The sequence below is a fragment of the Thalassomonas sp. RHCl1 genome, assembly GCF_947387555.1.
In the GTDB taxonomy this organism is placed as follows: Bacteria; Pseudomonadota; Gammaproteobacteria; order Enterobacterales; family Alteromonadaceae; genus Thalassomonas.
Genome location: NZ_CANDNZ010000003.1, coordinates 450,517 through 471,327, shown reverse-complemented (window position 1 = coordinate 471,327; position 20,811 = coordinate 450,517). Strand labels below are relative to the sequence as shown.

The following is a 20,811-nucleotide window of genomic DNA, read 5'->3' as shown; positions in this document are numbered from 1 at the left end:
TTATTAAGGATGTAAAAATGAAAAACGCTTTTATTTCGTGCATAACCATATTCATGTTTGCTTTGGGGTTTCAGGCCAAGGCTACGCTGCTGACCTTTGATGACATTCCCGGCGGCAGTATTCAAAATTCATATACTGAAATTTATTCATACAAAGGCTTTGTCTTTAATTATACCTTGAACTGGATTGATGTTGTCGACTCCCCATGGAACCACGGTGCGCACTCCGGTGAGTTTGCCATGCTAAACGACCATAAGGGCATGGGCATTATTTCCCAGGAGAATGGCGATGATTTCATTTTTGACGGTTTATGGGCAAAACAATATCCTTCGCCGCCAAATTCAGGTGGTCCCGATGGACTTTTTGGTACGATGAAAGGTTACAACAACGGCAATCTTGTCTGGGAAGTAGATACCGCGTTAAATGGCAGCTACAAGTATTTTGAAGCCCAGCAAGGGGCCATCGATGAGCTGCATTTAGATTTTGGTATCTGGTTTTTAGTGGATGATTTGTCGTTAACCGGTACCGGCGATAATAATGACCCGCAAGCCGTCTCGGAGCCGGCGCCTGCTTTATTGTTTGGTATGTCGATGTTTGCGCTGTTACTGATGAGGCGCAGAGAGTTTTTCTCTTAGTCTGCTTCTGGTATTTAAGTCTTTTGAGAAAAGGATAACTCCAAATGAGACATTCTTGAGCTTTGCTGCTTTTTCCAAAAGCTGACAGAGATGGAGCTTAAAAGATTTATCTCCTCGAAAATAAGGCACTTTCAACCTGAAAGTGCCTGATAATAATTCATTGAATTATTGGATTTCCAACAGTTCTACTTCAAAAATAAGCATGGAACCGGGCGCTATTTTTCCGGCGGCCCTATTGCCGTAGCCTAACTCTGCCGGGATGAAAAACTTAAATTTATCACCAACCACCATTAACTGAACCCCTTCGGTCCAGCCGCGTATCACCTGGTTTAGACCAAAGCTGATGGGCGTGCCGCGCTCTACCGAGCTGTCAAAAACAGTGCCGTCTATTAAAGAGCCATGATAATGCACTTTTACTTTTGAACGGGCAGTGGGATGCTCAGTTCCTTCGCCTTTTTGCAAAACTTGATATTGCAACCCGGAAGCCGTTTCAGTAACCCCCTCAATCGCCTTGTTTTTTGCTAAAAAGTCTTTGCCGATAGCAATGTTTTCAACCGCGACTTTCTTATTATTTGCGCTTCTGGTGAAATAAAATACCACCAGTGCAATAACGACAGCTAAAACAACATATTTCATAACTCATCCTATTAATTTTTTTGATGTGCGCATTCTAGCACCTGTCGCTTTTGGCGATAAACAAAATTGCATTTTTACGATAAGAATAATCAGCTATAAATTTGAGTTTTTGATGTATCGGGTGTTTAAGGCGTAATCATACGACAAATATGGCTTTTTTCGTTTATGAGGGGATAACGGCTCTGTTGTGTTATTAAATTTAATGCAAAACCAGCATTTATCTTCTTTACTTGATCTTGTTAGCTGTTGGGGCTTTAGAGCGCTTATGTTGTTTATTTTGGCTGAAGGCATTTAGCAAATTCCATCTGAAGAAAAAGAACAACATAAGTTTCTGCTGGTACTATGATGCAGTGGTTAATGCCGCGCTAATCATAGCCGGAGTAAAAGCCTAAAATGAGGTTGTACGCATGCATGGTTTTTTCTTTGGCCGAGTCATCAATAACATTACTTCCATTCTTTTTGTCTGCACATCTTGTTGTTATGCCAAGGCCAACTTATCACAGCAGTCCAGTGATGATGACCTGTTTAGTTTGAGTCTTGAGCAGTTATTGGCAATACCGATCACTGTAGCCTCTACGCAGCCGGAATCTCTGTTAGATACCGGGTCTACGGTATCGGTGATTACTGCCAAGGATATCCAGACTTATGGTTACCAATCGATTTCAGGTGCCATCAGTAAGCTTGCCGGCGTAGAAGTGATCCACAGCTATTTTCAAAAGAATTTAACCACTATCAGGGGAGTGTTGCAGGACAATTATGCCAACAAGGTACTGGTGATGATCAATGATGTGCCCAGTTGGGATGGGACTTATAGCGATAATAAACTCAACCGCATCAATATTCGTGATGTTGAACGCATTGAGGTACTTAAAGGCCCGAGTTCGGTATTGTACGGCACTAATGCCTATAGCGGTGTTATCAATATTAAGCTTAAAGATCAACGTCCGGCATACGCCAATGCTAATTTTCAGCTTGGTAATCATAGTCATCATGTACTGAATTATTCGCAAAATTTTGATGTGTTTGAACAAAGTAAACTCTTTCTTGCGCTCTCAAAAAAACGGCAGGCTAAACAGCAAAGAGATTTTACCGCTGAAAACCAAGAAACCGCTCAAGTCACCGATTTCATCGATAACGACAATATCAGTGCAGTGTTGACACACGGCAAGCATAAAATACTGGCCAATGCCTATGAAATTGATGAAAACTTTTTTGCTTTTGTTCCTTTTTTCAGTAGAGCCGGCGGTCCGCTGAAAAATGAAGGCTATATGTTCAGTTATGGCTATGAAAACGAGTTTGGGGAGCAAGGCAAACTCAACTACCTTTTCGCCTACGACAGAACCGAAAAAAGCTATTACCGCTTTGCCGACAAAAGAGAATCAAGCCGTAGAAAAAGCAGGAGAATACATCATCAGCTCAGTTTTAATAAGGTGTTAACCGACAGCTATTCTTTAGAGCTAGGTGTAGACTATGACACGCGCAGGAGCCTGGATTTTTCTAATTATGACTTTGCCGGAAACTTTATACTGGGGCAGAACATAACCGGCAGAAGTCTTTCTTCTTATGCTTTTTGGAGTCAATTAGGCGTAAACCACAGTAAGCATCATTGGCTGTTTGGTGTTCGAAACACCGAAAATGAACTTTTCGGCAGCAACCTGTCCGGGCGACTAAGTTACCGTTATGATTTATCAGCAAAACAACGGATAAAATTTATTGCGGCTCAATCATATCGTTCACCCTCCATCTTCGAACTTTTCTTTATTGATATCGGCGCAGGTGTTCATGGTAACCGGGAGTTAAATCCCGAAACCAGTGATTCTTTTGAAGTTTCTTATCTGTCTGTCGCGCCAAACTGGTCCTTGCAGGCAACAGCTTATTATGCCTTTTATGATAATAAAATATTCAGGCGAATAGGCGATCTCATACTCGAAGACGGCACTGTTGCCCCCAACGTAAATATTTACAATAACGGCGAAGAGTTTACCGGTTATGGCATAGAAATAGAGACCCGCTACCAGAGCCTGAACAATTGGGGGGCCATGTTAAGTGCTAATTATCTGGACGGTGACGATGGAGATAAAGCAGGCAGGGATGAGCATTATAATTTTAAGTTTGTTCCTAACTATTACCTCTCCCTGGGTTTGAATAAGCCCTGGCATAATGTCACCCTGGCAGCCATGCTTAGCTATCGCAGCAGCAGTCGTGGGCCTGAGTTTCCCATCAACTCCTCAATCACGTTAGATATCAATGCCAGCTATACACAGCGCCTGGCTGGCTATCAGTTATCTCATAATATCAAAGTGAATAACCTGACCAAAGAGCAAGTCAATATGGCCGAATACGTCAGGCGCCGTGGTGTTAACCAGGTGCCAATTACCCAAGGACGTTCAATAAGTTACCAGCTGAGTATACTTTTTTAAGCTATGAGCTTTCAGGGCAGGGTAAGCTGCATCCAGGCATGATGTGATTGATGCGCTTACACTAAGCTGTATTCCCTACTTATTTCTGTACGCTGAAAGTTAACGAGTAAAGTTCAGCATGCCTGTCCACAACTGCTACTATGAAGTGCCCGGCTTTTCTGCCTACGCTTTCAGTTCCTGCCTTGACGCTATGCGGTTTGTTGTTATACTGCGCGGCTCTTTTTACTCGCGATCTGCTATTAGCACAAGCAGGCAGAGCAATCCGTTGATAATTATATGCCCGAGGTTCTAAATGCCATTCTCAAAACTTGGATTATGTGATCCTATTTTAAAGGCCGTATCTGAGCTGGGCTATAAAGCGCCCACGGCCATTCAGGAACAAGCAATACCTGTTATCTTATCGGGGAAAGACTTAGTCGCCGCCGCACAAACAGGTACCGGCAAAACCGGCAGTTTTGTCTTGCCTGTGCTGGAGAAACTGAATACCGAGCGCAAGCTGCGCGGCAAGCGTATTCGGGCACTTATTCTTACTCCCACGCGTGAGCTGGCGGTACAGGTCGAGGCCAGTATTAGCCATTACGGTAAGCATCTGGAGCTGAGTTCAATGGCAATGTATGGCGGCGTAGATGCCCAACCTCAAAAACAGAGGTTGATCTGGGGCATAGACATTCTCGTTGCCACCCCGGGCAGGCTATTGGATATGGCGCATCAACGAGCGTTGCATTTTGATGAACTTGAAGTTTTGGTGCTCGATGAAGCTGACAGAATGCTGGATATGGGTTTTATCGACGATATTAATAAAATTATTGATCGCCTGCCTGAGCAGCGTCAAAACCTGTTATTTTCTGCGACTATTTCTGACGATGTTCGCCGGTTGGCGAAAACCGCCATCAGGGAGGCTGTTGAAATATCGATTTCTCCCGAACGTGCGACCACAGCAAAAATTGACCAGTGGCTGATCACGGTAGATAAGGGCAATAAATCTGCCTTGTTGAGTCATTTGATTAAGGAGCAGCAGTGGGATCAGGCGCTTATCTTTATTGAAACTCAACACGGCGCCGCCAAGCTGGCGAGCCAATTGGAAAAGCGCGGCATTAGAGCCGAGGCCATTCACGGCGGCAGAACCCAGGCGGTTCGTGAAAAATTACTGGCCGACTTTAAATCGGGGGAGTTACGCTTTCTAGTGGCTACCGGTGTTGCTGCCCGCGGCATTGATATCGATGAACTTCCTCGTGTGGTGAATTATGATTTGCCGGATCAGGCAGACGATTACATTCATCGCATTGGCCGTACCGGACGTGCAGGTGCATCCGGTGAAGCCATCTCTTTTGTGTCAAAAGATAATTTTAGAAACCTTTGTGCGATAGAAAGCCGTTTGGGACACATTATTGAGCGCAAAGAAATTGAGGGCTTTCCCGTGAAAAAGGTGGTGCCGGTTTCTATTTTAAATTACGTGCCTAAGCATAAGCGTAATAACCAGGAGCGGTGATTATTGCAGTGGTCAGTTTAATTTGGCCACGATTTTTAATAAAACAAAACCGGGACAGTTAAAGCCTGACTCAATTTTTATGTGCTAGTTACACGATATCCCGCCCCGTAACAATTTGATTATGAAACCTGCAAGTTTGTTTATATGGAATTAATATTTTTTGTATGGTTGCCAGTTTTGGTATTCCTGAGCCCATCCGGATATCAGTGACAGGTAAATTTGCTGTTTTTTCAGTTTATCAATACCTTTTTGCAGTGCCAGATCTATTTCGCCTCCGGCCCCGCCTGCGGGAAATGCGGCTTTAACATTCAGCCGGGCAAAAAAAGTTCGTCTGATATTATTTAATTTAAGTTTATCAATAACAGGGTCAACGGTTGCCGCCGCAAAAATAAAGCCATCAACCCTGGCATGCTGGATCATTTTGATCGCCCCTTCAATTTTAGGGACTCCTATCGTTGGAAAATCAAAAAGGTTTTGATGGGCCAGGCTGACAATAATTTTGTATTGTTTTAAATTATCCATTGCTAACGGCGGCCGGTCTGCAGCCGTGTACAAGACAAAAGGCAATTGCCAAAGCACGGTATTTGACAGCTCGTATTTTAAAGCCTTTTTATCGACAAATGGACTTTCAATGATAGGGACTTGCATATCATAGTTATCCATAGCGACCTGATTAAGGGATTGGGGAAAAGGGAATAAGTCCATCTGATAACTTATTCCACCGGCATCGAGTATGCTGGCTATGACATCGGGTAAAGGTCCGGACAGGGTTTCGGAAACGAAAGGAAGTTTTGCAACGGCGACTTTTATCGTTTTTTCATTTGCATTTATTTGCCCGGCTAATAATAACAGAAAAATAAAAGCATAGAGTTTCATGTTTACCGGCTGGTTTTTACGCAGATGAAGGGACTTTCAGTAAGTATAAGGCAATTCTGAAAAACAAGTTGCAGCCTGTGCCGGCAAATTAAGGTCCATTAACGGTAGTCTATAACAGGTATAAGCCTGATATGTGCGGGCTACCCATACCGTTATGCTTTTGAAAACAGCAAAACTGCAACAAGGCTCCTTTTCGCGATTCACCTACGCAGTATTATATGAGTTACCTGTCCGGGATTTCATCAAGGTATTTTTGCAATTCTTGCGGTATTGGCATCTTTTTCAATGGATTGACATTGGCCCCTCCGGTGTTGCCGACAGGCACCCAAACCCGGGAAAAAATAAGGGAGGCAATAATTCGGGTAACTTGTCCGAAAATTTCTTTATAATCGCCTGTTTTCCAGCCAAGCTTAAGCATCCACCAGTGAGATCTTGTGTGAGGGATAATGTATGACTGTCCAAGGATATGGGCCCTTTCCAGGTGGTGAAAACTCTGAGGGTAGTTACTCTTCTTATACGCCTCTTTTGCCAGTTGCATTTCCTGCTCGAATGCATTTTTGAGTTTACTTTTCATATTCAAACCTCTTTAACTGTTCAAGCTCATTAGCATTAACGATAACTTTGTGTGTGTCTGCTTATAATATTCAAGATATCTAAAGGTAACTTGAATAAACCGGCTAAATTTATTCCAGCCTGTGTTGATTTGAAGTCAGATCACACCTGCAACGGAGAATGAAGTCCGAATGAATCCGGGATAAGATAGTGGTTCATCTATAAACCTGTGGTCAATCCTGCTTGTCTGTTACACACGCTATAAAAGCCATTTGTAAAGATATCTGCGGGGGAAGTTGTGTGATCATGGAGCACTTTTTATATGGTGATTCAACAGGTTTTAACCAAAGTGTCATGCTAGGGAAAGACTTATTAAGTTTATGGAAATAGTATCGTGTAAAGCCGCTTTGTTCAGATTTTGATTGCAATGAGCTATTGCTGCTGTTTTTGCTCACGTCGCCAGGCCGCGGGTGTTTGCTGATGGAATTTTTTGAATTGCCGAATAAAATGAGTCACGTCTTGCCAGCCTAAGCTAAGCCCTATCTGCTCAACCTTTTCATCGGTATTTGCCAATAGTTCCATAGCCCGTTTTAACCTGTGCCTGATAATCCATTGACCCACAGTGTATCCGGTTGACTGCTTAACTTTAGTTGCCAGATAGGCCGGACTGATATGGAGTGCCGATGCGACGTCTTTCAGGCTAATGCCTTCGCAGCTATGTGACTGAATATATTGTATCGCTTTGCTGACTTTGGTTTCTGCCCCTAAATCCACAAGGGTAAGTTTCGATGCTTTTCCTGCTTCGTTTAATATCAGACAAACTAAACTCTCTAAAACCTTGCTTGATTTTCCTGCCGCCAATTCATTTTGGACTTCATTAAACAGGCTAACCACGTAATCGAGCCTTGCTGAGGGTAACTTGAAGATAGGCAAAGCACCTTTGCGTACCTGGGCAAAAGGGCGCATCAGTGCATGCTTCTCATCTAAGTGAACGGCATAGGGGGCAAAACTTAACCAGTGCACCTGCATATTTTTACCTTTAACTAAGGCGTGCGGCATACCTGACGGCACTAAGGTAAGCATGCCCGGCTTAATATTCACGCTTTGTTCGCCTTCAAAGGTAACGTAACCTGCTAGCATCAGGGTGATCACATATTCTTCATGAGCATGATGTTTTTCACTGTGCAGTTCGTCAATATGAGCGAAGCCGGAGTCAATAGGGAGATAAGAGTTCAAACCAATAAAAGCCAAAAATAAGCCGATTATAGCTAAAGTTTAGCACTGTGACGGTGTCTAAACCTAGGAGAAAATAAGCTCATCAAAACGAAACAGGTTAAATAACAGATGAATCACTGGAATGACGAGCACGCTTTATCTTATGACGAAAAATGGGGGGAGCTGGAGTTTCACCAACAAATACCTGCTCTGGCAAAGGTTTCTGCCGATTGTCGCATTGTCGAAGTCGGCTGCGGCGGGGGCTACTTAAGCTTATGTCTGGCTCAACATGCTGCCGGGGTTAAAGTGCTGGCCATTGACCCGACAGAAAAAATGATTGAGTTGGCCAGACTAAGGCAACAAAAAGCCGATTTATCGGAATCTCAGCTTCAATTTATTAAGTCGGGAGCTGAAGAGCTGGCAGTGGAAGATGCCTCGGTGGATTTAACACTGGCAGCTTTTTCGGTTCATCATTGGCGGGATTCCAAGTTAGCCATGTCGCTCATTTTTCAAGGATTAAAACCCGGCGGGCGTATTTGGCTGTGTGAAGATCTGAACACACCTGTTGACGGAGATATGCAAGTGGATAACTCATTAAAATCATTTAACGGCATTAAAACCTTGCTTGAACTGTCTGGCTTTACGGGAATTGACAAAAGTTTGCATACTTCATCCGAAGGTGAGTTTTTGGTCGTTGAGGCAGTTAAATCGTCTAGTTAAGTGCAGTATCTAGCTGGAGAAAATTTCGGCTCATTGGGTAACTCTGGGGGCGAACGCTATCAATATGGGGGGAGTATGCTGACGTGGGCTATTGCGTCTTTTGGCAAAAAGCGCGGTAGTGTATTCAACCCGGTTTGTTTGACCTTGAGACTGTGGTGAAACTTGTGTAACTGCCTATCTCGATTACTCGTTATAAGCGTTAAGGACAGGCAGATGCACAGCAATTTTTTGTTGTATAACGTTAATCAACGATACTTTGCTGATGTAATAAATTCACCGAAAGTTTCGCACCAAACAATAACAGTGTTGTATTTAGACGGATTAATATCGGGGGATACTTTCACTACAAAATTTTCAAAGGTCTTAACATCACCTACCTGTACCATAGTGCCCTTTAAGCGATTAAAGTCATCTTCTGTTTCTACGAACTTTGATGACAGATAGAGCTTATAGTCTGGACCAGGTGCAAGCTCCCCCATGAGAGTGATGAACTCTGAGCCAATAGAAACCTTACCCATACCCCAGTGAAGTGAATCACTGTCTTTAAGATCTCTTTTGAACTCCGCAGAATATTGCGCTTTAGAGGAAATGACTGATATTTCTGATGCCGTAGGAGAGGTGGGGGCCGTGATAATAGGAAGGACATAAATCCCCGCCGCAAATCCAATTGCTCCTACGGATAGGTGTGTCACAATAAGTGTTATTAAAGTTTTTGCTTTCATTACCATCTCAATATAGCACTCATCGAATGCTTTGCTACTAAGGCTTGTGCGCAGGTCCAGCCAGCTTTGCCTGCCATCGCGGTTCGACTTATCAGGCACATAAAAATGCTATCATTTGCCTAAACTTCTTTTTTCATTACTCCAGCGAATTCTAACCCGCCCTCGAGTTCACGAAAATCAACGTTTACAAGTTCCCAGCCTTCATTTCCTAAAGCGTTAAGATAATTTTCTACATCTTCTCGTTTTCTGCCTTTAAACAAGCCAGCAGTTTCTACATCTTTTGAATCGACAATCTTATATTCAAATTTTTTCATCATTTATCCATTGGTAATTTTCGTCGGATGCCTAACAGCTTTTATTCACTGAAAAGTGCCACATTAAATCCAATTCTTCGGATATTCATTTTTTTAATACTCGGGCTTGCTCCCGGATATTAAACATCTAATGTTCGCCTGAACCGAGGAACAAGTTGAATTTAATGCGTTTGTTAGATTACATTAGTCTTCAACCAGTGGCTAATTGATTTTGTCGTTGACTCAATTGATGCCACCTTTTGAATGATAAAATCGCTATCTTCACGGACTTGATTAGTGGACTCTATATATATTTCCCGAAAATACCCGTCATACATGGATAAATAGCCGGGAATGGAGTTTAACGGATCACCCGAGGGGTGTTTAATATGCCGCATAATCACACGCGACAGACAAACTTCCATAGGTTGATCTAGTAAAATCACGTAATCTACCAATGAAGAAATTGAGCCTCTGCATCTACCGAATGGTTCTTCGATAAAAATAAACTCGTTATCGCACTCTGCTTTTAAATGACGAAGAGAATCTATAAATTTCGGCGTTTTTATCTCTGATACGTCAGCACCATGCTTAAACCATAGCTTCATATCGTTTGGATAAGTATTTTCATCCGTATGATCATCAAAAAGTAGATACGGACAAGAAAACTCCTTCGATAATTGTTTAATTACCGAAGTTTTACCGCTGCCGGAAACACCGCTTATCGCTATTACTTTTACTTCATTCATATTTATATATTTTCTTATTATTCAAATCGCTAGCTGCTAAGCCACCTGATAAACCCGATAAAGAGTAGACTGGCTATAACCGTGCGCAACAAAAACATAATGTTGTAGCCCCAGTCCCTGCTCTTAATTGCTGTTGCCTCCTCAAAAAAAGTCGCTATCTCCTCGAAAGCCACTAAACTATCTTCTGGTGCGACAACATCATAGGTGGCGTTGTCACCGTAGGGCTCCTCGATGGTGAATGAATTTCCTTTATAGGTAAATTCGCAAAAAACATCGTCATCAAAGAACCTTGGCGATTTTGTGATCGTTACACCAGGAATCGCAGAAGCTATCTTGGTCATGCCGTTGCGAGAAATCTTGGCATTATCGACCACAAAGCAACGAAATTGCCCCTCATCATTCATGTATCTTTCTATCTTCATACTGGACAACAATGCCACATTAAGCGGCTAAATATCCCTGGTTATTGTGTTAAACAATTCACTGTATTTTTTCCGTTTGAATGTCTTGGCAGCAGCGGCCCTTTCCTCGTTTAGAAACGCTATTTTTGTAAAGCGCTCATTTATGAGCCACAGTGTTCAAAGTGCTTTTAGGCTGAATAAAGTTTTAATCGAAAGGTCAGCAGCCTCTGGATTATTCCGCTTGTGGTATTTTTAACGTTTGTCCAATTCGTATCGTATTTGAGGTGAGGTTATTTATCCTTTTTAAATGCCCGACAGAAACCTTATAGCGATGCGCGACAACAGACAGTGATTCGCCTCGGGTGACTTTATGCACTCTCACGCGATTGGCAGCTAACAAAGTACCTTCAGACGGGCTACGACTAAAATAATTATCTATCGCCGTATATATTGCTTTTGCTAACTTTTGTTGATGGGCAGAACTGTTGAGATTCTTTTCATCTGTCGGGTTAGAAATAAAACCGGTTTCAATTAACACCGATGGAATATCGGGGGCCTTAAGTACAGCCAAGCTTAATCCTTCCGGTTTTTTCTTATGCAGCTTAGTGACTTTTTTTAATTGCCTGAGAACATGTGTAGCAAATTCATAACTGCTTTTCATGGTATGTTCTTTTTTCATATCCGCCAGGGTAATCGCCAGATTTTTATCTTTCGTTTTTTTAATCGTTTCACCCGCACCGCCTAACAGCTCAGACTCTTTTTGACGGTTAGCAATCAAACGGGCAAACTCAGAGTTTGCCCTTCGTGGCGATTGTACCAATACCGAAGCGCCACTGGGTTTCGGTGAGGTAAATGCGTCTGCATGGATAGAAATTAATAAATCGGCTTTATTTTTACGTGCTAATTTGGGTTTGCGGTCATGGGTGACATAATAATCACCTTGGCGGATCATCACCGCTTTCATGCCCGGATGATTATTTATCAGTTTCGCTAATTTTTTCGCTATTTTTAAGGTGACGCGCTTCTCATAACTGCCTTTGGCGCCAATAGAGCCGGGATCTTCACCACCATGGCCGGCAACTATGGCAACAACAATATCGCGTTTTGAGTCAGTACTTTTATTGCTAATGACTTTACTGTCGCGGTCTTTATCATATAAATCGACAACCAGACGATTTCCATATTGGCCTATTGGCGCTAATGGAAACACGGTGACCTGATACTTATCTGCAAGCTCTAACACGATACGAGTTGAATCTTTATTTTTTGGCTTACTTTTTCGTATTTTTTTAATACGACGATCATCTTTAATGCTGTTTTGGAAAGAAATTAATGATTTACTATCCTTAAAATCAATAACTAAACGTTGTGGAGAGGATAAACTGAAATATTTATAATCAGGCTTTTTACTTAAATCGAAAACAATACGGGTACTTTCAGGAGCGGGCCATACACGTATACCGTTAATATGATTAGCCGCATGAACCTGAAGAGAAATACACAGCGCAAAAAAGACGGCTAATCGTTTCAGAGCATAACTAAAGTTTATTTTGTTTTTGTAATTTGTAATCAACTCATTCCCTTAGATAAATATCAAAGTATAAGTGGCTTGGGGGGCGCTACATCTCTTAAATCAGGCCGCTTATTTTCTAGCTGTGATGTTAATTCAAACCGTTTGAAATTACCGCAAAAGACTAAAGAAGTTTTTTCCCTGTTCAGTGCATTGTAACTGCCAACGATTAAAGCTTTATTTATAAGTGATTTATTAAGGGTCAGCATTGCCGAATAATAATCACCAATATAGCGGTCTGTTTCCAGATAATACAGCTCTATTTGAAAGAGTTCCGGCACATATGACGTTATGCCATTTAAAAAAAATTTGTTTCCTTGATATCTTTGACAGGAAAAAATACTTCGTATGTCTTCATGTTTTTTCCGGCACTGTTTTCAATTTCAACGGCAAAAGGAAGAAACGCTTTTTCTGTCAGTTCTCCACAAGCAAATACGTGCATTGCAAAGAAATATAAAATGAATACAGAAAACTTCAAATAATGCTCCAAAACGTCTAACGAATGACATGGACTTGCTAGCTGGTTACTACACCAGGTTACAATTATTGCTTGCCCGCCATATGAAGTAAAAATAAAGCGAAACCAGCGAATAAAACAAGACCAAGGATAATCATAATTGTTAACGTCTTTGATTCTCGCATAGAATCTGCCAACTCTTTACCTGGCGACAAGCCTAAAGCAATAAGGACACTTTCAATAATACTCATAATTAACTTTCCTGTTTATCTGCTAAGGGGTCATAGCTGAAAAGAGCGCAGCTATTGCGATTATTGAACTTGTTAGCTGTTGTTTTTACTTAAGCCGTCAATAAAACTTTTTTTAGTTTGATAAGTAAAATAAATACCGCTGCAAACCAGTGTGATTAATTGCAGGTTCAACCCTGGTAATTCTGGCTTTAAAGAAATTTCCTTTTTTAAATAAATCTTGAGAAGTCACCTATGCTCTCTAAGCTCCTAACTATTAAGCATTTAATAAAGCGTAAAATATACATTTTATACTCCTATATCAATCTATCTGCTGAAATTTCCAATATTAAGAAAATGAACGGAATACGAAACTTTTGTCTAACCACACTTTTACGCAAATATTTTTCGTAGGGTTATCATTCTTGATATAAATGCAGAGTCTTACAGCTACAAATGCGTGTTTGCCTGGTACATAGCGTCTTCGGTTGCATATGCCCATCTCTGCCGGCGGCGATAAGAGATATACTATAATGATCCTGCGCTTTTATTGAACTGAGTGTCTATTGAATGGCAGGGTTGTCCTCTATATGCCGAATATGCTTGTCCATGGCACTACTCTTAACGAATCTGTTCACCCATGCCCAGCCTGTCATACATATCGGCGCGCCATTGCCGTTTACGGGAAAACTGGCGTTAGAGGCGGCCAAACAACAGCGGGGTTATGAGCTTTGGGCCGACATTATTAACAAACAGGGAGGGATCGATATAGGTGGCAGAAACCATGCTGTTAGAATTGTTTATATTGATTATCAATCGGACTCGGCCAAAGCCCGGGAAGCTGTCGAAACCCTGGTCGGCAAAGATAACGTTAACCTCCTTTTTGCGCCCTACGGCTCTATGGCGGCAAGAGAAGCTTCTGCAGTAGCGCAAAAACATCATGTTCCGATGATCGCAGTAACAGCCTCTTCTTATCAAGCTTATAGCCGGGGGCACAAATATCTTTTTGGCATATTCACACCTAATGAAACACTAATTGAGCCGCTGATGGATTTGGTAAAGCAAACTTTGCCCCTGACTGACAAGGTGGCTTTGCTGGTACGCAAAGATCTTTTTCCGCTCTCTATTGCGCGGGAAGTGAAGATATCCAGCCAAAAGCGGGAAATGAACATAGTTTTGTACAGCCCTTACGCTATTGACGCCAGTGATCATTCGTTAGCATTGCAGCAGTTAAAAAATTTGCGTCCGAATTGGATATTTGCACTCGGGTATACCGCAGACCTGATATTTTTAAGGCAGCAAATGGCAAAGCTTGACATCACAGCCCCGGTGTTAACTATGATTGCTGCACCAGCTTACCAGGAATTTATCGACGCTGTCGGCCCCTTGGCTGAGAATGTCACCAGTGCGGCCTGGTGGCATCCCGCAGTTCAGTACACCGGCAGTGACATTTTTGGGACAACAGCAAACTTCGTTCAGGCTTTTCAAAACCGCTACGGTAAATTACCGGACTATGTTGAAGCCTCTGCTGCTCTTGCCGGTGTCTTATTTCAGCTCTCTTTAGAGCGTGCCGAGAGTATTGAGGGTGAATTGGTGCGTAATGAACTGGCCAAAATCAATGAAACGACTTTTTGGGGGCCGGTCAGATTCGGACAAAATGGACAAAATAATGCTTTGATCCCATTGGTTTTTCAAATTCAGCAGAGTAAACCGGTGATCATCTATCCAACAGCTGTCGCCACCGGTAAGCTATTGTTGGGGGTTAAATAGGGGGACGTGAAAATCAGCATTTTTATGCCAACCGTTTTGCTGGTTTCACGCTGGCAAATAACACTGCACTCGCGTTATTCGCCTTGGATGATTAATTACTTTGTACCCGCATTTCAATGGCGCTGTGTAGCCAATATTCAATATTGTAATCCACTAACTCTTGCTGCGCGTTGAAGCGTTTTCTGATGATTTTCAAGCAGGCGGCACCGCCGTTTAAGTTAAGCTGTTCGGCCTTATCATCGGGCAGGGCAGTGACAATAATGTCACTTTGCTCGTGGCTGATTTTGACTTGATAGTCATCCTGAAAAATGGTGGTGATCGAGCTATCCAGGGCTTTTTCAGCCAGGCCGGGAAACTGCTGCGCCGGACAATAAATTTCTTCAACCATCACAGGCCGATCATCGAGGTAGCGGATACGATATAGCTCATAAAAATCGCTTTGCTTATCGAGGGCAAAGGCCTGAAAAATCTCATCGCTGACCCGGGTTTGTTTGCAGGTTAACAAGTCGGTTCTTGCTTTTAGTCCCTGGTTTTTTGCCAGTTGATAAAAATTAACTTTTTGGATCGGATCCCACAGCAGGCGCTTCGGGCATAAAAACCAGCCGATGCGGTTTTGCCGGTAGATCACCCCTTCGGCTTCAAGGCGCATTAACGCCTCGCGCACTGTTACCCGGGTGGAATTAAACTGCTGTTGCAGCTGCCTTTCCGAGGGTAATTTTCCCGGGGTTTTATCACTGTCGGTCATCTCCCCTGAAAGCGTCAGCTCGGGCAGGGCATCTTTAATCGTTTGGTATAATGGCATGCTAATTATTCTTATCTGCTTTGCCGGCACTGGCGGCAAGTTTGGCCAGCTGGCAGTCTAACCAGTATGGCGGTTGTTCCAGATCTTCCATATGCTCTTTGCGCTTTACTGCTGCTTTGACCATCTTGGCTCCTAAGCTTCTTATCGGCTCGGGGGGGAAGTGCGCCAACGGGCCCCGGGCCATAGGCGAGCGGGAGTGTTCATTTTTCAAGTCTAACACTAAAGAACTTAAGAAATCACCACCTAAAAAGCTTTGTACCACGCCGTTGCCGGAATAGCCTAAGCCATAGAAAATGTTAGGGTTATCCTTTAGCGCGCCAAAAAAGGGCAAGCCGGTGGCGGAGCGATCCGAAGCGCCGGCCCAGCTGCGGGCAAACTTTGCCGGCAATTCAGGGAAAAATGCGCTAAAAGCCCGCTTTAATTGCCTTTGATAACGTGAAGGCTGATCAAACAAGGGGCGCATCTTATTGCCATAAGAAAAGTAATTGCCGCCTTTACCCAGCATCAAACGCCCCTCTGGCGTGGTGCGGTAGTAATGGACAAAAATCCGGCTGTCTGCCACCGCCATGCCATGATTTAGCCCTTGTGCCGCCAAAAGCTCCGGCATAGGCTCAGTGATCAGCATATCTGAAGACACCAATACTATGCTGCGCTTGAGCTCTTTGACGATTTCCGGGGTCCAGGCATTGGTGGCTAACACGCACTTTTTACTGCGGATGCTGCCAAAGGGTGTGTTTAATACAACAGGATTAGATTTGTGTAGCTGAGTTAACGGGGTGTGCTGGTATATTTTAACCCCCAAGGACAGCGCCACTTTTACCAGTCCCATCACTAACTTGGCTGGCTGCAAACTGCCGGCGGCCGGATTGAAGATAGCATCGATATTTTTTGCTGAGCCGCCCAGCAAGCGTTTGTGGTCATTTTTTTGCCAGCCGCTTACCCGGCTTTGCTGTAAAAAGGCGTATAAGTGGTTTAATTGCTTTATCTGGCAAGAGTTGGTGGCTGTGTATAAACTGCCGTCAATGCGGATGTCGGCATCAATACCGTGCTGCCGGCAAAAACGCTCGATGTCAAACACCGCCTGCTCGGAAAGTTTGATCAATCTTATCGCCTCTTCATAGCCATAGTGTTTTGCCAGCGATGCATATTTGGTGGAAAAGGTCAGCATACAACCGCCGTTTCTTCCCGAGGCTCCCTGGCCGCAGCGGTCTTTTTCTATAAGCACTACCTGGCTGTCGGGGGCTTGCTGTTTGATTTTGATTGCTGTCCATAAGCCGGTAAAACCGCCGCCGACGATGGCGACGTCGGCGGTGATATTGCTGTTAAGGGTAGGTAAGTTAAATTCCCCTTGCTCGGTTATCGCCTGGTCAAACCAAAAAGGTTGAAAGACATCTGTCATTTGCTTACTTTCCAGAATGTGATTTCCATTTGCCATAAACAGTTTATGGCCGTTCGCCGCGAGTGCGTCTGGCCATAATTTCCTGTACCACTAAGGTGGCGTCGGCGAGTGAGTCCACCACATAATGGGCGCCCGCCTGATATAGCTTGTTGTAGGCCCGGGTGGTTAATTCTGCCTGCTGATCCAGGGTTAATGCCTGCCATTCATGCTCGGTTAAGCCGATGGCGTTACCGGTTACGGCAATGCCGACACTCCACATACCGGCGGTTAAACCTTCGGTGACCCCCGGGGCTGAATCGTCAAATTTGATGCAGTTGGCGACATCTTTTACCCCAAGTTCAATCACGTTTTGCAGCGCCATCCAGGGACCGGGGCGGGAGCCGGGCGCTAAATCATCGCTGGCAACATAGTTGTCGGGCTTATAGCCAAAATCGGCGGCGACCGGCACTAAAGCTTCCATGACTGCCCTGGGGTAGCCGGAGCAGGAGCCGATTTTAATGTTTTGGCTTGCCAGCCACTCAAGGGTTTCCAATACTCCGGCAATCGGTTCGGCATGTTCTACCACCTTGGCGATTTGCAGCGGCATAAAGGTTTGGTAAATCTGATCTACGGTGTCATCCGTCATGCTTTGACCGAACCGGGCACGCCAGCGGGCATCTACTTCGGGCAATAAACCTAAGGCTTTGATGTGGTCCCATTTGCCCATGCCCATGGGAATACGGGCTTCGTTTAAGCTGATGTCAAAGTTGAATGCCTGTTTGAAGGCCTCGACAAAAATGCTGGTGGGGGCAACTGAGCCGTAGTCAACCACGGTACCGGCCCAATCTAAAATAACGGCTTCAATCTTGTTCATGTTTACTCCTGGTAATCATCCGGAAAATTTGTCAGGGAAAATGACCGGCTAAGCCATTTAAAGGTCAAGCCGGTGTTATTTACTATGGTTAGAAAATGGCTAGAAAAAGTCGTACTTAATGCCTATTTGTCCGCGCAGGCCGTAGTATTCAATCTGGTTGGGGCGCTGCTCTGAGCCGGTGTAATATTCCAGCGGCTCGTCGGTAAGGTTGTTGAGCTCCAGATATACCATGGCATTGTCGGTCAGGTAATAAGAGGCAGTGGCGTCAACACTGGTATAGTCACCATAGTATGTGTCTAAGTCGGTATTGCTGCCGTGATCTTCAATATATTCCCCTTTATGGTTGACGGCGACACGGGCGCTAAAATCGTTGTTGTCAAAGTAAAAGGCGAAGTTATAAAGCTCATCTGCCTGGCGGGAGATTTTCACTTTATCTCCACGGCCGGGGATATCCATTTCTGAGTCCATCAGCGTGAAGTTAAAGCTAAAGCCAAAGTTTTCCATCGCCGGGGAAATAAAACCTAAGCTGGTGTTGGTGGCAAACTCGATGCCGTGCAGCCAGGCATCGTCGCCGTTGAGCGGGCTTTTCACTGTCACCGACTGGTCACGGTAGCTGCCCTGGTAGGTTTGTGAAAATACCGGGTCGGTGATTTGCTTATAGAAATAGCCGACGGAGAACATGCCGGCATTATCGAAATAATGCTCGTACATTAAATCAAAGTTGTTGGAATAGGTAGGGTCGAGTTCCGGGTTACCCGACTTCAACTGGTTTTCCATTTCCAGATATGTGGCCCCCGGTGATAACTGGCCAAAGTCCGGACGGGCGAAGGTGCGGGTTAACGCCATTCTTACCTGGCGTAAATCATCAAGCTCATAGGTGAGATGCAGCGAAGGTAATACCGACCAGTATTTTTTACTGCCTTTTTCCGGCTCGACGCTGGTGCCGCTGTCATTTTCTACTGCAACATAGCCGTCAACTTCGGTGTCGGTATGGGTGGCCCGGATCCCGCCTAACAGGGTGAGTTCGTCATTTAACTGATAGGTGGCCATGCCGTAAAGTGAGGTGTGGCTTTCATTTAAGTCAAAATTGCGGTTTAAGCCGCCGCCGTTTTCAACGGTTTGTGAGTCTTCCGGTAAAAAGGTGAGTTTGTGTTGGTTTTGTTGCCACCAGCGCTTTAAGTCGTTGACCGGGATCACCTGGGAGAAATGCTGGTGGTAACTGAGCGGCATATCGCCGTCGAGGTAGTCGCTGCGCCCCGGCTGGTCTTTTAGCTCAACCCCCAAGTCATCGGCGATATCTGCCATGGTCGGTGTCGGGCCGTATTCGGCTTCATTCCAGCCGTAGAATTTATCGTAAAAGCTGGCGTTGCGCTCTTTTTCACGGTATTTAAAGCCGGTTTTTAATTCCAGCTGTGAGTCATAGGCATGGGTTAAATCCAATTGCAGTACGATTTTGTCACGCTCTTTAACATCTATGCCGTATAACTCGACATCCGCCAATATCGCCTGTTGTGGATCCATGACCCAGTCGTCCGGTAAATGGCTGCCGATTTCACGGCCGGGATCTGTGCCGCCGTCTATGGTGTTATACACCAGGCCGCTGCCGGTGTCGCTGCCGTTACGCTGGCCGACGTCATCATCAAATTCCACCGCTTGTTTGAATTTAACCACGTAATAGGCATTGTCTTCCTTGTTAGGAATATCGCCGTACTCAAAGGTATTTTCATAGGTGCTTAATTGCCAGTTGAGCTGGGTGTTTAAGTCAAGATCATGCTCGCCGCCGATTTGAAAACCGTGCATTTGTGTGATCAGCTCATTGTAGATTTCCTGTAGCTCCACCCGGTTTTTATTAAAGCGGATACGGTGTTTGTAGTGGGTTTCTTCATCGCTGAGGGTGCCGTACATGGCTTTGGCGAATACCAGGCCGTTATCGAGCAGGTATTCCGCCGAGGCATTTAAGCCATAGGTGGTGCGGGTGCCGGTATAGTCGCGCAGCTCCAGGCGGTGAACACCGGCGATACCGTCGTCGTCAATGGCGCGGCGCGGCTCATAGTTATCCGTGGCCCAGTCTCGCTCCCAGGCGGTGGCGTTGACCAGGTAACCAAAACGCCCGTTTGCCGAGCGGTCGCCGTATAAAACATTAAACGACTGGCTGCCACCTTGTGCTTTTTCCGAGTCGCCGGCGGCGATATTGATGGTAAAGATTTGCTCGTCCGGAGCCCGGCTGGTGATAAAGTTAACATTACCGCCGATGGCATCACCTTCCATATCCGGGGTAATGGCTTTGGAGACTTCCACCATTTCGATCATATCGGTGGGGAAAAAGTCAAAGGCGACGGCGCGGCTGGTGGTTTCTTCTTCCGCCGTGGGCAGGCGATCGCCGTTAATGCTGGTGGAGTTCCACTGCGCCGGCAGGCCGCGTACCGCGACAAAACGTCCTTCCCCCTGGTCCCGCTCAATGGAGATGCCCGGCATGCGCTGCACCGCCTCGGCGGCATTGCGGTCGGGCAACTTACCTATGCCGTCGGCAGATAAGATATTTTTGATATTGTGCGCTTCTTTTTGCATATTCATGGCGAGCATATTGCCGCGATGCATATAACCCAGGGCCACCACTTCTTCAATGGCTTGTGCTTCCTGTAAAGAGTCTGCGGCATAGCTTAGCTGCAGGGCGCCGAGATTGACTTCCTGGCTGTCGGTGACGTTAATCATCACTTCTTTGGGCTGGTAACCCAGATAATCAATTTTTAGGGTATGCTGTCCGGGAGGTAAATGGCTGAGATTAAATTTCCCCTGCTTGTCGGAAGCGGTGACAAAATTGGCGCCAACAATAGAGATCTTAGCCCCGGATAATTTACCGGAGGCATCACTAATTTCACCTATCACCGATCCGTCGGCAAACGCATTTATGCTGGTTATTGCCATGATGGCTGCCGCAACTGGCTTGAGCTTTAACATTTTATGACCCTTATCTTTATGTTGGCACTTAACTTATGAATGAGTGAGTTGTTTATGTTTTTCTGGC

General features: G+C 44.7%; 20 protein-coding genes. 5 read left to right on the top strand and 15 right to left on the bottom strand.

The genetic code is table 11. The features are described from left to right. The first annotated feature begins 17 nt into the window (after positions 1-17). On the top strand, positions 18-635 hold the full coding sequence (locus QL234_RS12425) for a hypothetical protein (protein ID WP_281558158.1): 618 nt from the start codon (positions 18-20) through the stop codon (positions 633-635). A 165-nt stretch (positions 636-800) separates the two neighbouring features. Here the strand turns inward: QL234_RS12425 and QL234_RS12420 are convergent, their stop codons facing one another. Further along, on the bottom strand, positions 801-1,271 hold the full coding sequence (locus QL234_RS12420) for an FKBP-type peptidyl-prolyl cis-trans isomerase (protein ID WP_281558157.1): 471 nt from the start codon (positions 1,269-1,271) through the stop codon (positions 801-803). A gap of 407 nt (positions 1,272-1,678) precedes the next feature. On the opposite strand from QL234_RS12420, the gene QL234_RS12415 reads away from it, so the two are divergent. Both QL234_RS12415 and QL234_RS12410 read left to right on the top strand, forming a co-directional pair. Beyond that, complete coding sequence (locus QL234_RS12415; protein ID WP_281558156.1) at positions 1,679-3,691, top strand: TonB-dependent receptor; 2,013 nt, start codon at positions 1,679-1,681, stop codon at positions 3,689-3,691. Between the two features lie 292 nt (positions 3,692-3,983). Continuing rightward, positions 3,984-5,180, top strand: a complete 1,197-nt coding sequence (locus QL234_RS12410) for a DEAD/DEAH box helicase (protein ID WP_281558155.1) — start codon at positions 3,984-3,986, stop codon at positions 5,178-5,180. A gap of 150 nt (positions 5,181-5,330) precedes the next feature. Here the strand turns inward: QL234_RS12410 and QL234_RS12405 are convergent, their stop codons facing one another. The 3 genes from QL234_RS12405 to QL234_RS12395 form a co-directional block, all read right to left on the bottom strand. Beyond that, on the bottom strand, positions 5,331-6,056 hold the full coding sequence (locus tag QL234_RS12405) for a hypothetical protein (protein WP_281558154.1): 726 nt from the start codon (positions 6,054-6,056) through the stop codon (positions 5,331-5,333). Positions 6,057-6,279: 223 nt separating this feature from the next. Continuing rightward, complete coding sequence (locus QL234_RS12400; protein ID WP_281558153.1) at positions 6,280-6,630, bottom strand: DUF3703 domain-containing protein; 351 nt, start codon at positions 6,628-6,630, stop codon at positions 6,280-6,282. A 410-nt stretch (positions 6,631-7,040) separates the two neighbouring features. Then, entirely contained in the window at positions 7,041-7,844 is an 804-nt protein-coding gene (locus tag QL234_RS12395) for an AraC family transcriptional regulator (RefSeq protein ID WP_281558152.1), read from the bottom strand. A gap of 108 nt (positions 7,845-7,952) precedes the next feature. Between QL234_RS12395 and QL234_RS12390 the strand changes: the two genes are divergently transcribed. Next, positions 7,953-8,543: a class I SAM-dependent methyltransferase gene (locus tag QL234_RS12390; protein WP_281558151.1), complete on the top strand. Its 591-nt coding sequence runs from the start codon at positions 7,953-7,955 to the stop codon at positions 8,541-8,543. A gap of 245 nt (positions 8,544-8,788) precedes the next feature. Here QL234_RS12390 and QL234_RS12385 read toward each other — a convergent pair whose 3' ends face one another. From QL234_RS12385 to QL234_RS12355, 7 genes are all read right to left on the bottom strand, one after another. After that, on the bottom strand, positions 8,789-9,265 hold the full coding sequence (locus QL234_RS12385; protein ID WP_281558150.1) for a DM13 domain-containing protein: 477 nt from the start codon (positions 9,263-9,265) through the stop codon (positions 8,789-8,791). A gap of 119 nt (positions 9,266-9,384) precedes the next feature. After that, positions 9,385-9,582 carry a DUF4177 domain-containing protein gene (locus tag QL234_RS12380; protein WP_281558149.1) on the bottom strand — a complete coding sequence of 66 codons (198 nt, stop codon included), beginning with the start codon at positions 9,580-9,582 and terminating at the stop codon, positions 9,385-9,387. 170 nt (positions 9,583-9,752) lie between these two features. Continuing rightward, positions 9,753-10,307 (bottom strand): AAA family ATPase, encoded by a 555-nt coding sequence (locus tag QL234_RS12375; RefSeq protein WP_281558148.1) that lies wholly within the window; start codon positions 10,305-10,307, stop codon positions 9,753-9,755. 29 nt (positions 10,308-10,336) lie between these two features. Further along, positions 10,337-10,711 carry a hypothetical protein gene (locus QL234_RS12370; RefSeq protein WP_281558147.1) on the bottom strand — a complete coding sequence of 125 codons (375 nt, stop codon included), beginning with the start codon at positions 10,709-10,711 and terminating at the stop codon, positions 10,337-10,339. A gap of 229 nt (positions 10,712-10,940) precedes the next feature. Next, on the bottom strand, positions 10,941-12,239 hold the full coding sequence (locus QL234_RS12365) for an N-acetylmuramoyl-L-alanine amidase (RefSeq protein ID WP_281558242.1): 1,299 nt from the start codon (positions 12,237-12,239) through the stop codon (positions 10,941-10,943). A 337-nt stretch (positions 12,240-12,576) separates the two neighbouring features. Next, positions 12,577-12,756 (bottom strand): hypothetical protein, encoded by a 180-nt coding sequence (locus QL234_RS12360; protein WP_281558146.1) that lies wholly within the window; start codon positions 12,754-12,756, stop codon positions 12,577-12,579. A gap of 65 nt (positions 12,757-12,821) precedes the next feature. Then, positions 12,822-12,986, bottom strand: coding sequence for a hypothetical protein (locus QL234_RS12355; RefSeq protein WP_281558145.1), 165 nt, complete (start codon positions 12,984-12,986; stop codon positions 12,822-12,824). Positions 12,987-13,571: 585 nt separating this feature from the next. Here QL234_RS12355 and QL234_RS12350 point away from each other — a divergent pair. Continuing rightward, a complete protein-coding gene (locus QL234_RS12350; protein ID WP_281558241.1) occupies positions 13,572-14,732 on the top strand; it encodes an amino acid ABC transporter substrate-binding protein in 1,161 nt (386 codons plus the stop codon). Between the two features lie 91 nt (positions 14,733-14,823). On the opposite strand, the gene QL234_RS12345 is transcribed toward QL234_RS12350, so the two are convergent. The 4 genes from QL234_RS12345 to QL234_RS12330 all read right to left on the bottom strand — a co-directional run bounded on the left by QL234_RS12345 (position 14,824) and on the right by QL234_RS12330 (position 20,744). Next, positions 14,824-15,534, bottom strand: coding sequence for a UTRA domain-containing protein (locus QL234_RS12345; RefSeq protein WP_281558144.1), 711 nt, complete (start codon positions 15,532-15,534; stop codon positions 14,824-14,826). A gap of 1 nt (position 15,535) precedes the next feature. Further along, positions 15,536-16,933 (bottom strand): FAD-dependent oxidoreductase, encoded by a 1,398-nt coding sequence (locus tag QL234_RS12340; protein WP_281558143.1) that lies wholly within the window; start codon positions 16,931-16,933, stop codon positions 15,536-15,538. A 43-nt stretch (positions 16,934-16,976) separates the two neighbouring features. Beyond that, positions 16,977-17,786 carry a phosphonoacetaldehyde hydrolase gene (gene phnX, locus QL234_RS12335; protein ID WP_281558142.1) on the bottom strand — a complete coding sequence of 270 codons (810 nt, stop codon included), beginning with the start codon at positions 17,784-17,786 and terminating at the stop codon, positions 16,977-16,979. Between the two features lie 99 nt (positions 17,787-17,885). Further along, positions 17,886-20,744, bottom strand: coding sequence for a TonB-dependent receptor (locus tag QL234_RS12330; protein WP_281558141.1), 2,859 nt, complete (start codon positions 20,742-20,744; stop codon positions 17,886-17,888). Positions 20,745-20,811 lie beyond the last annotated feature (67 nt).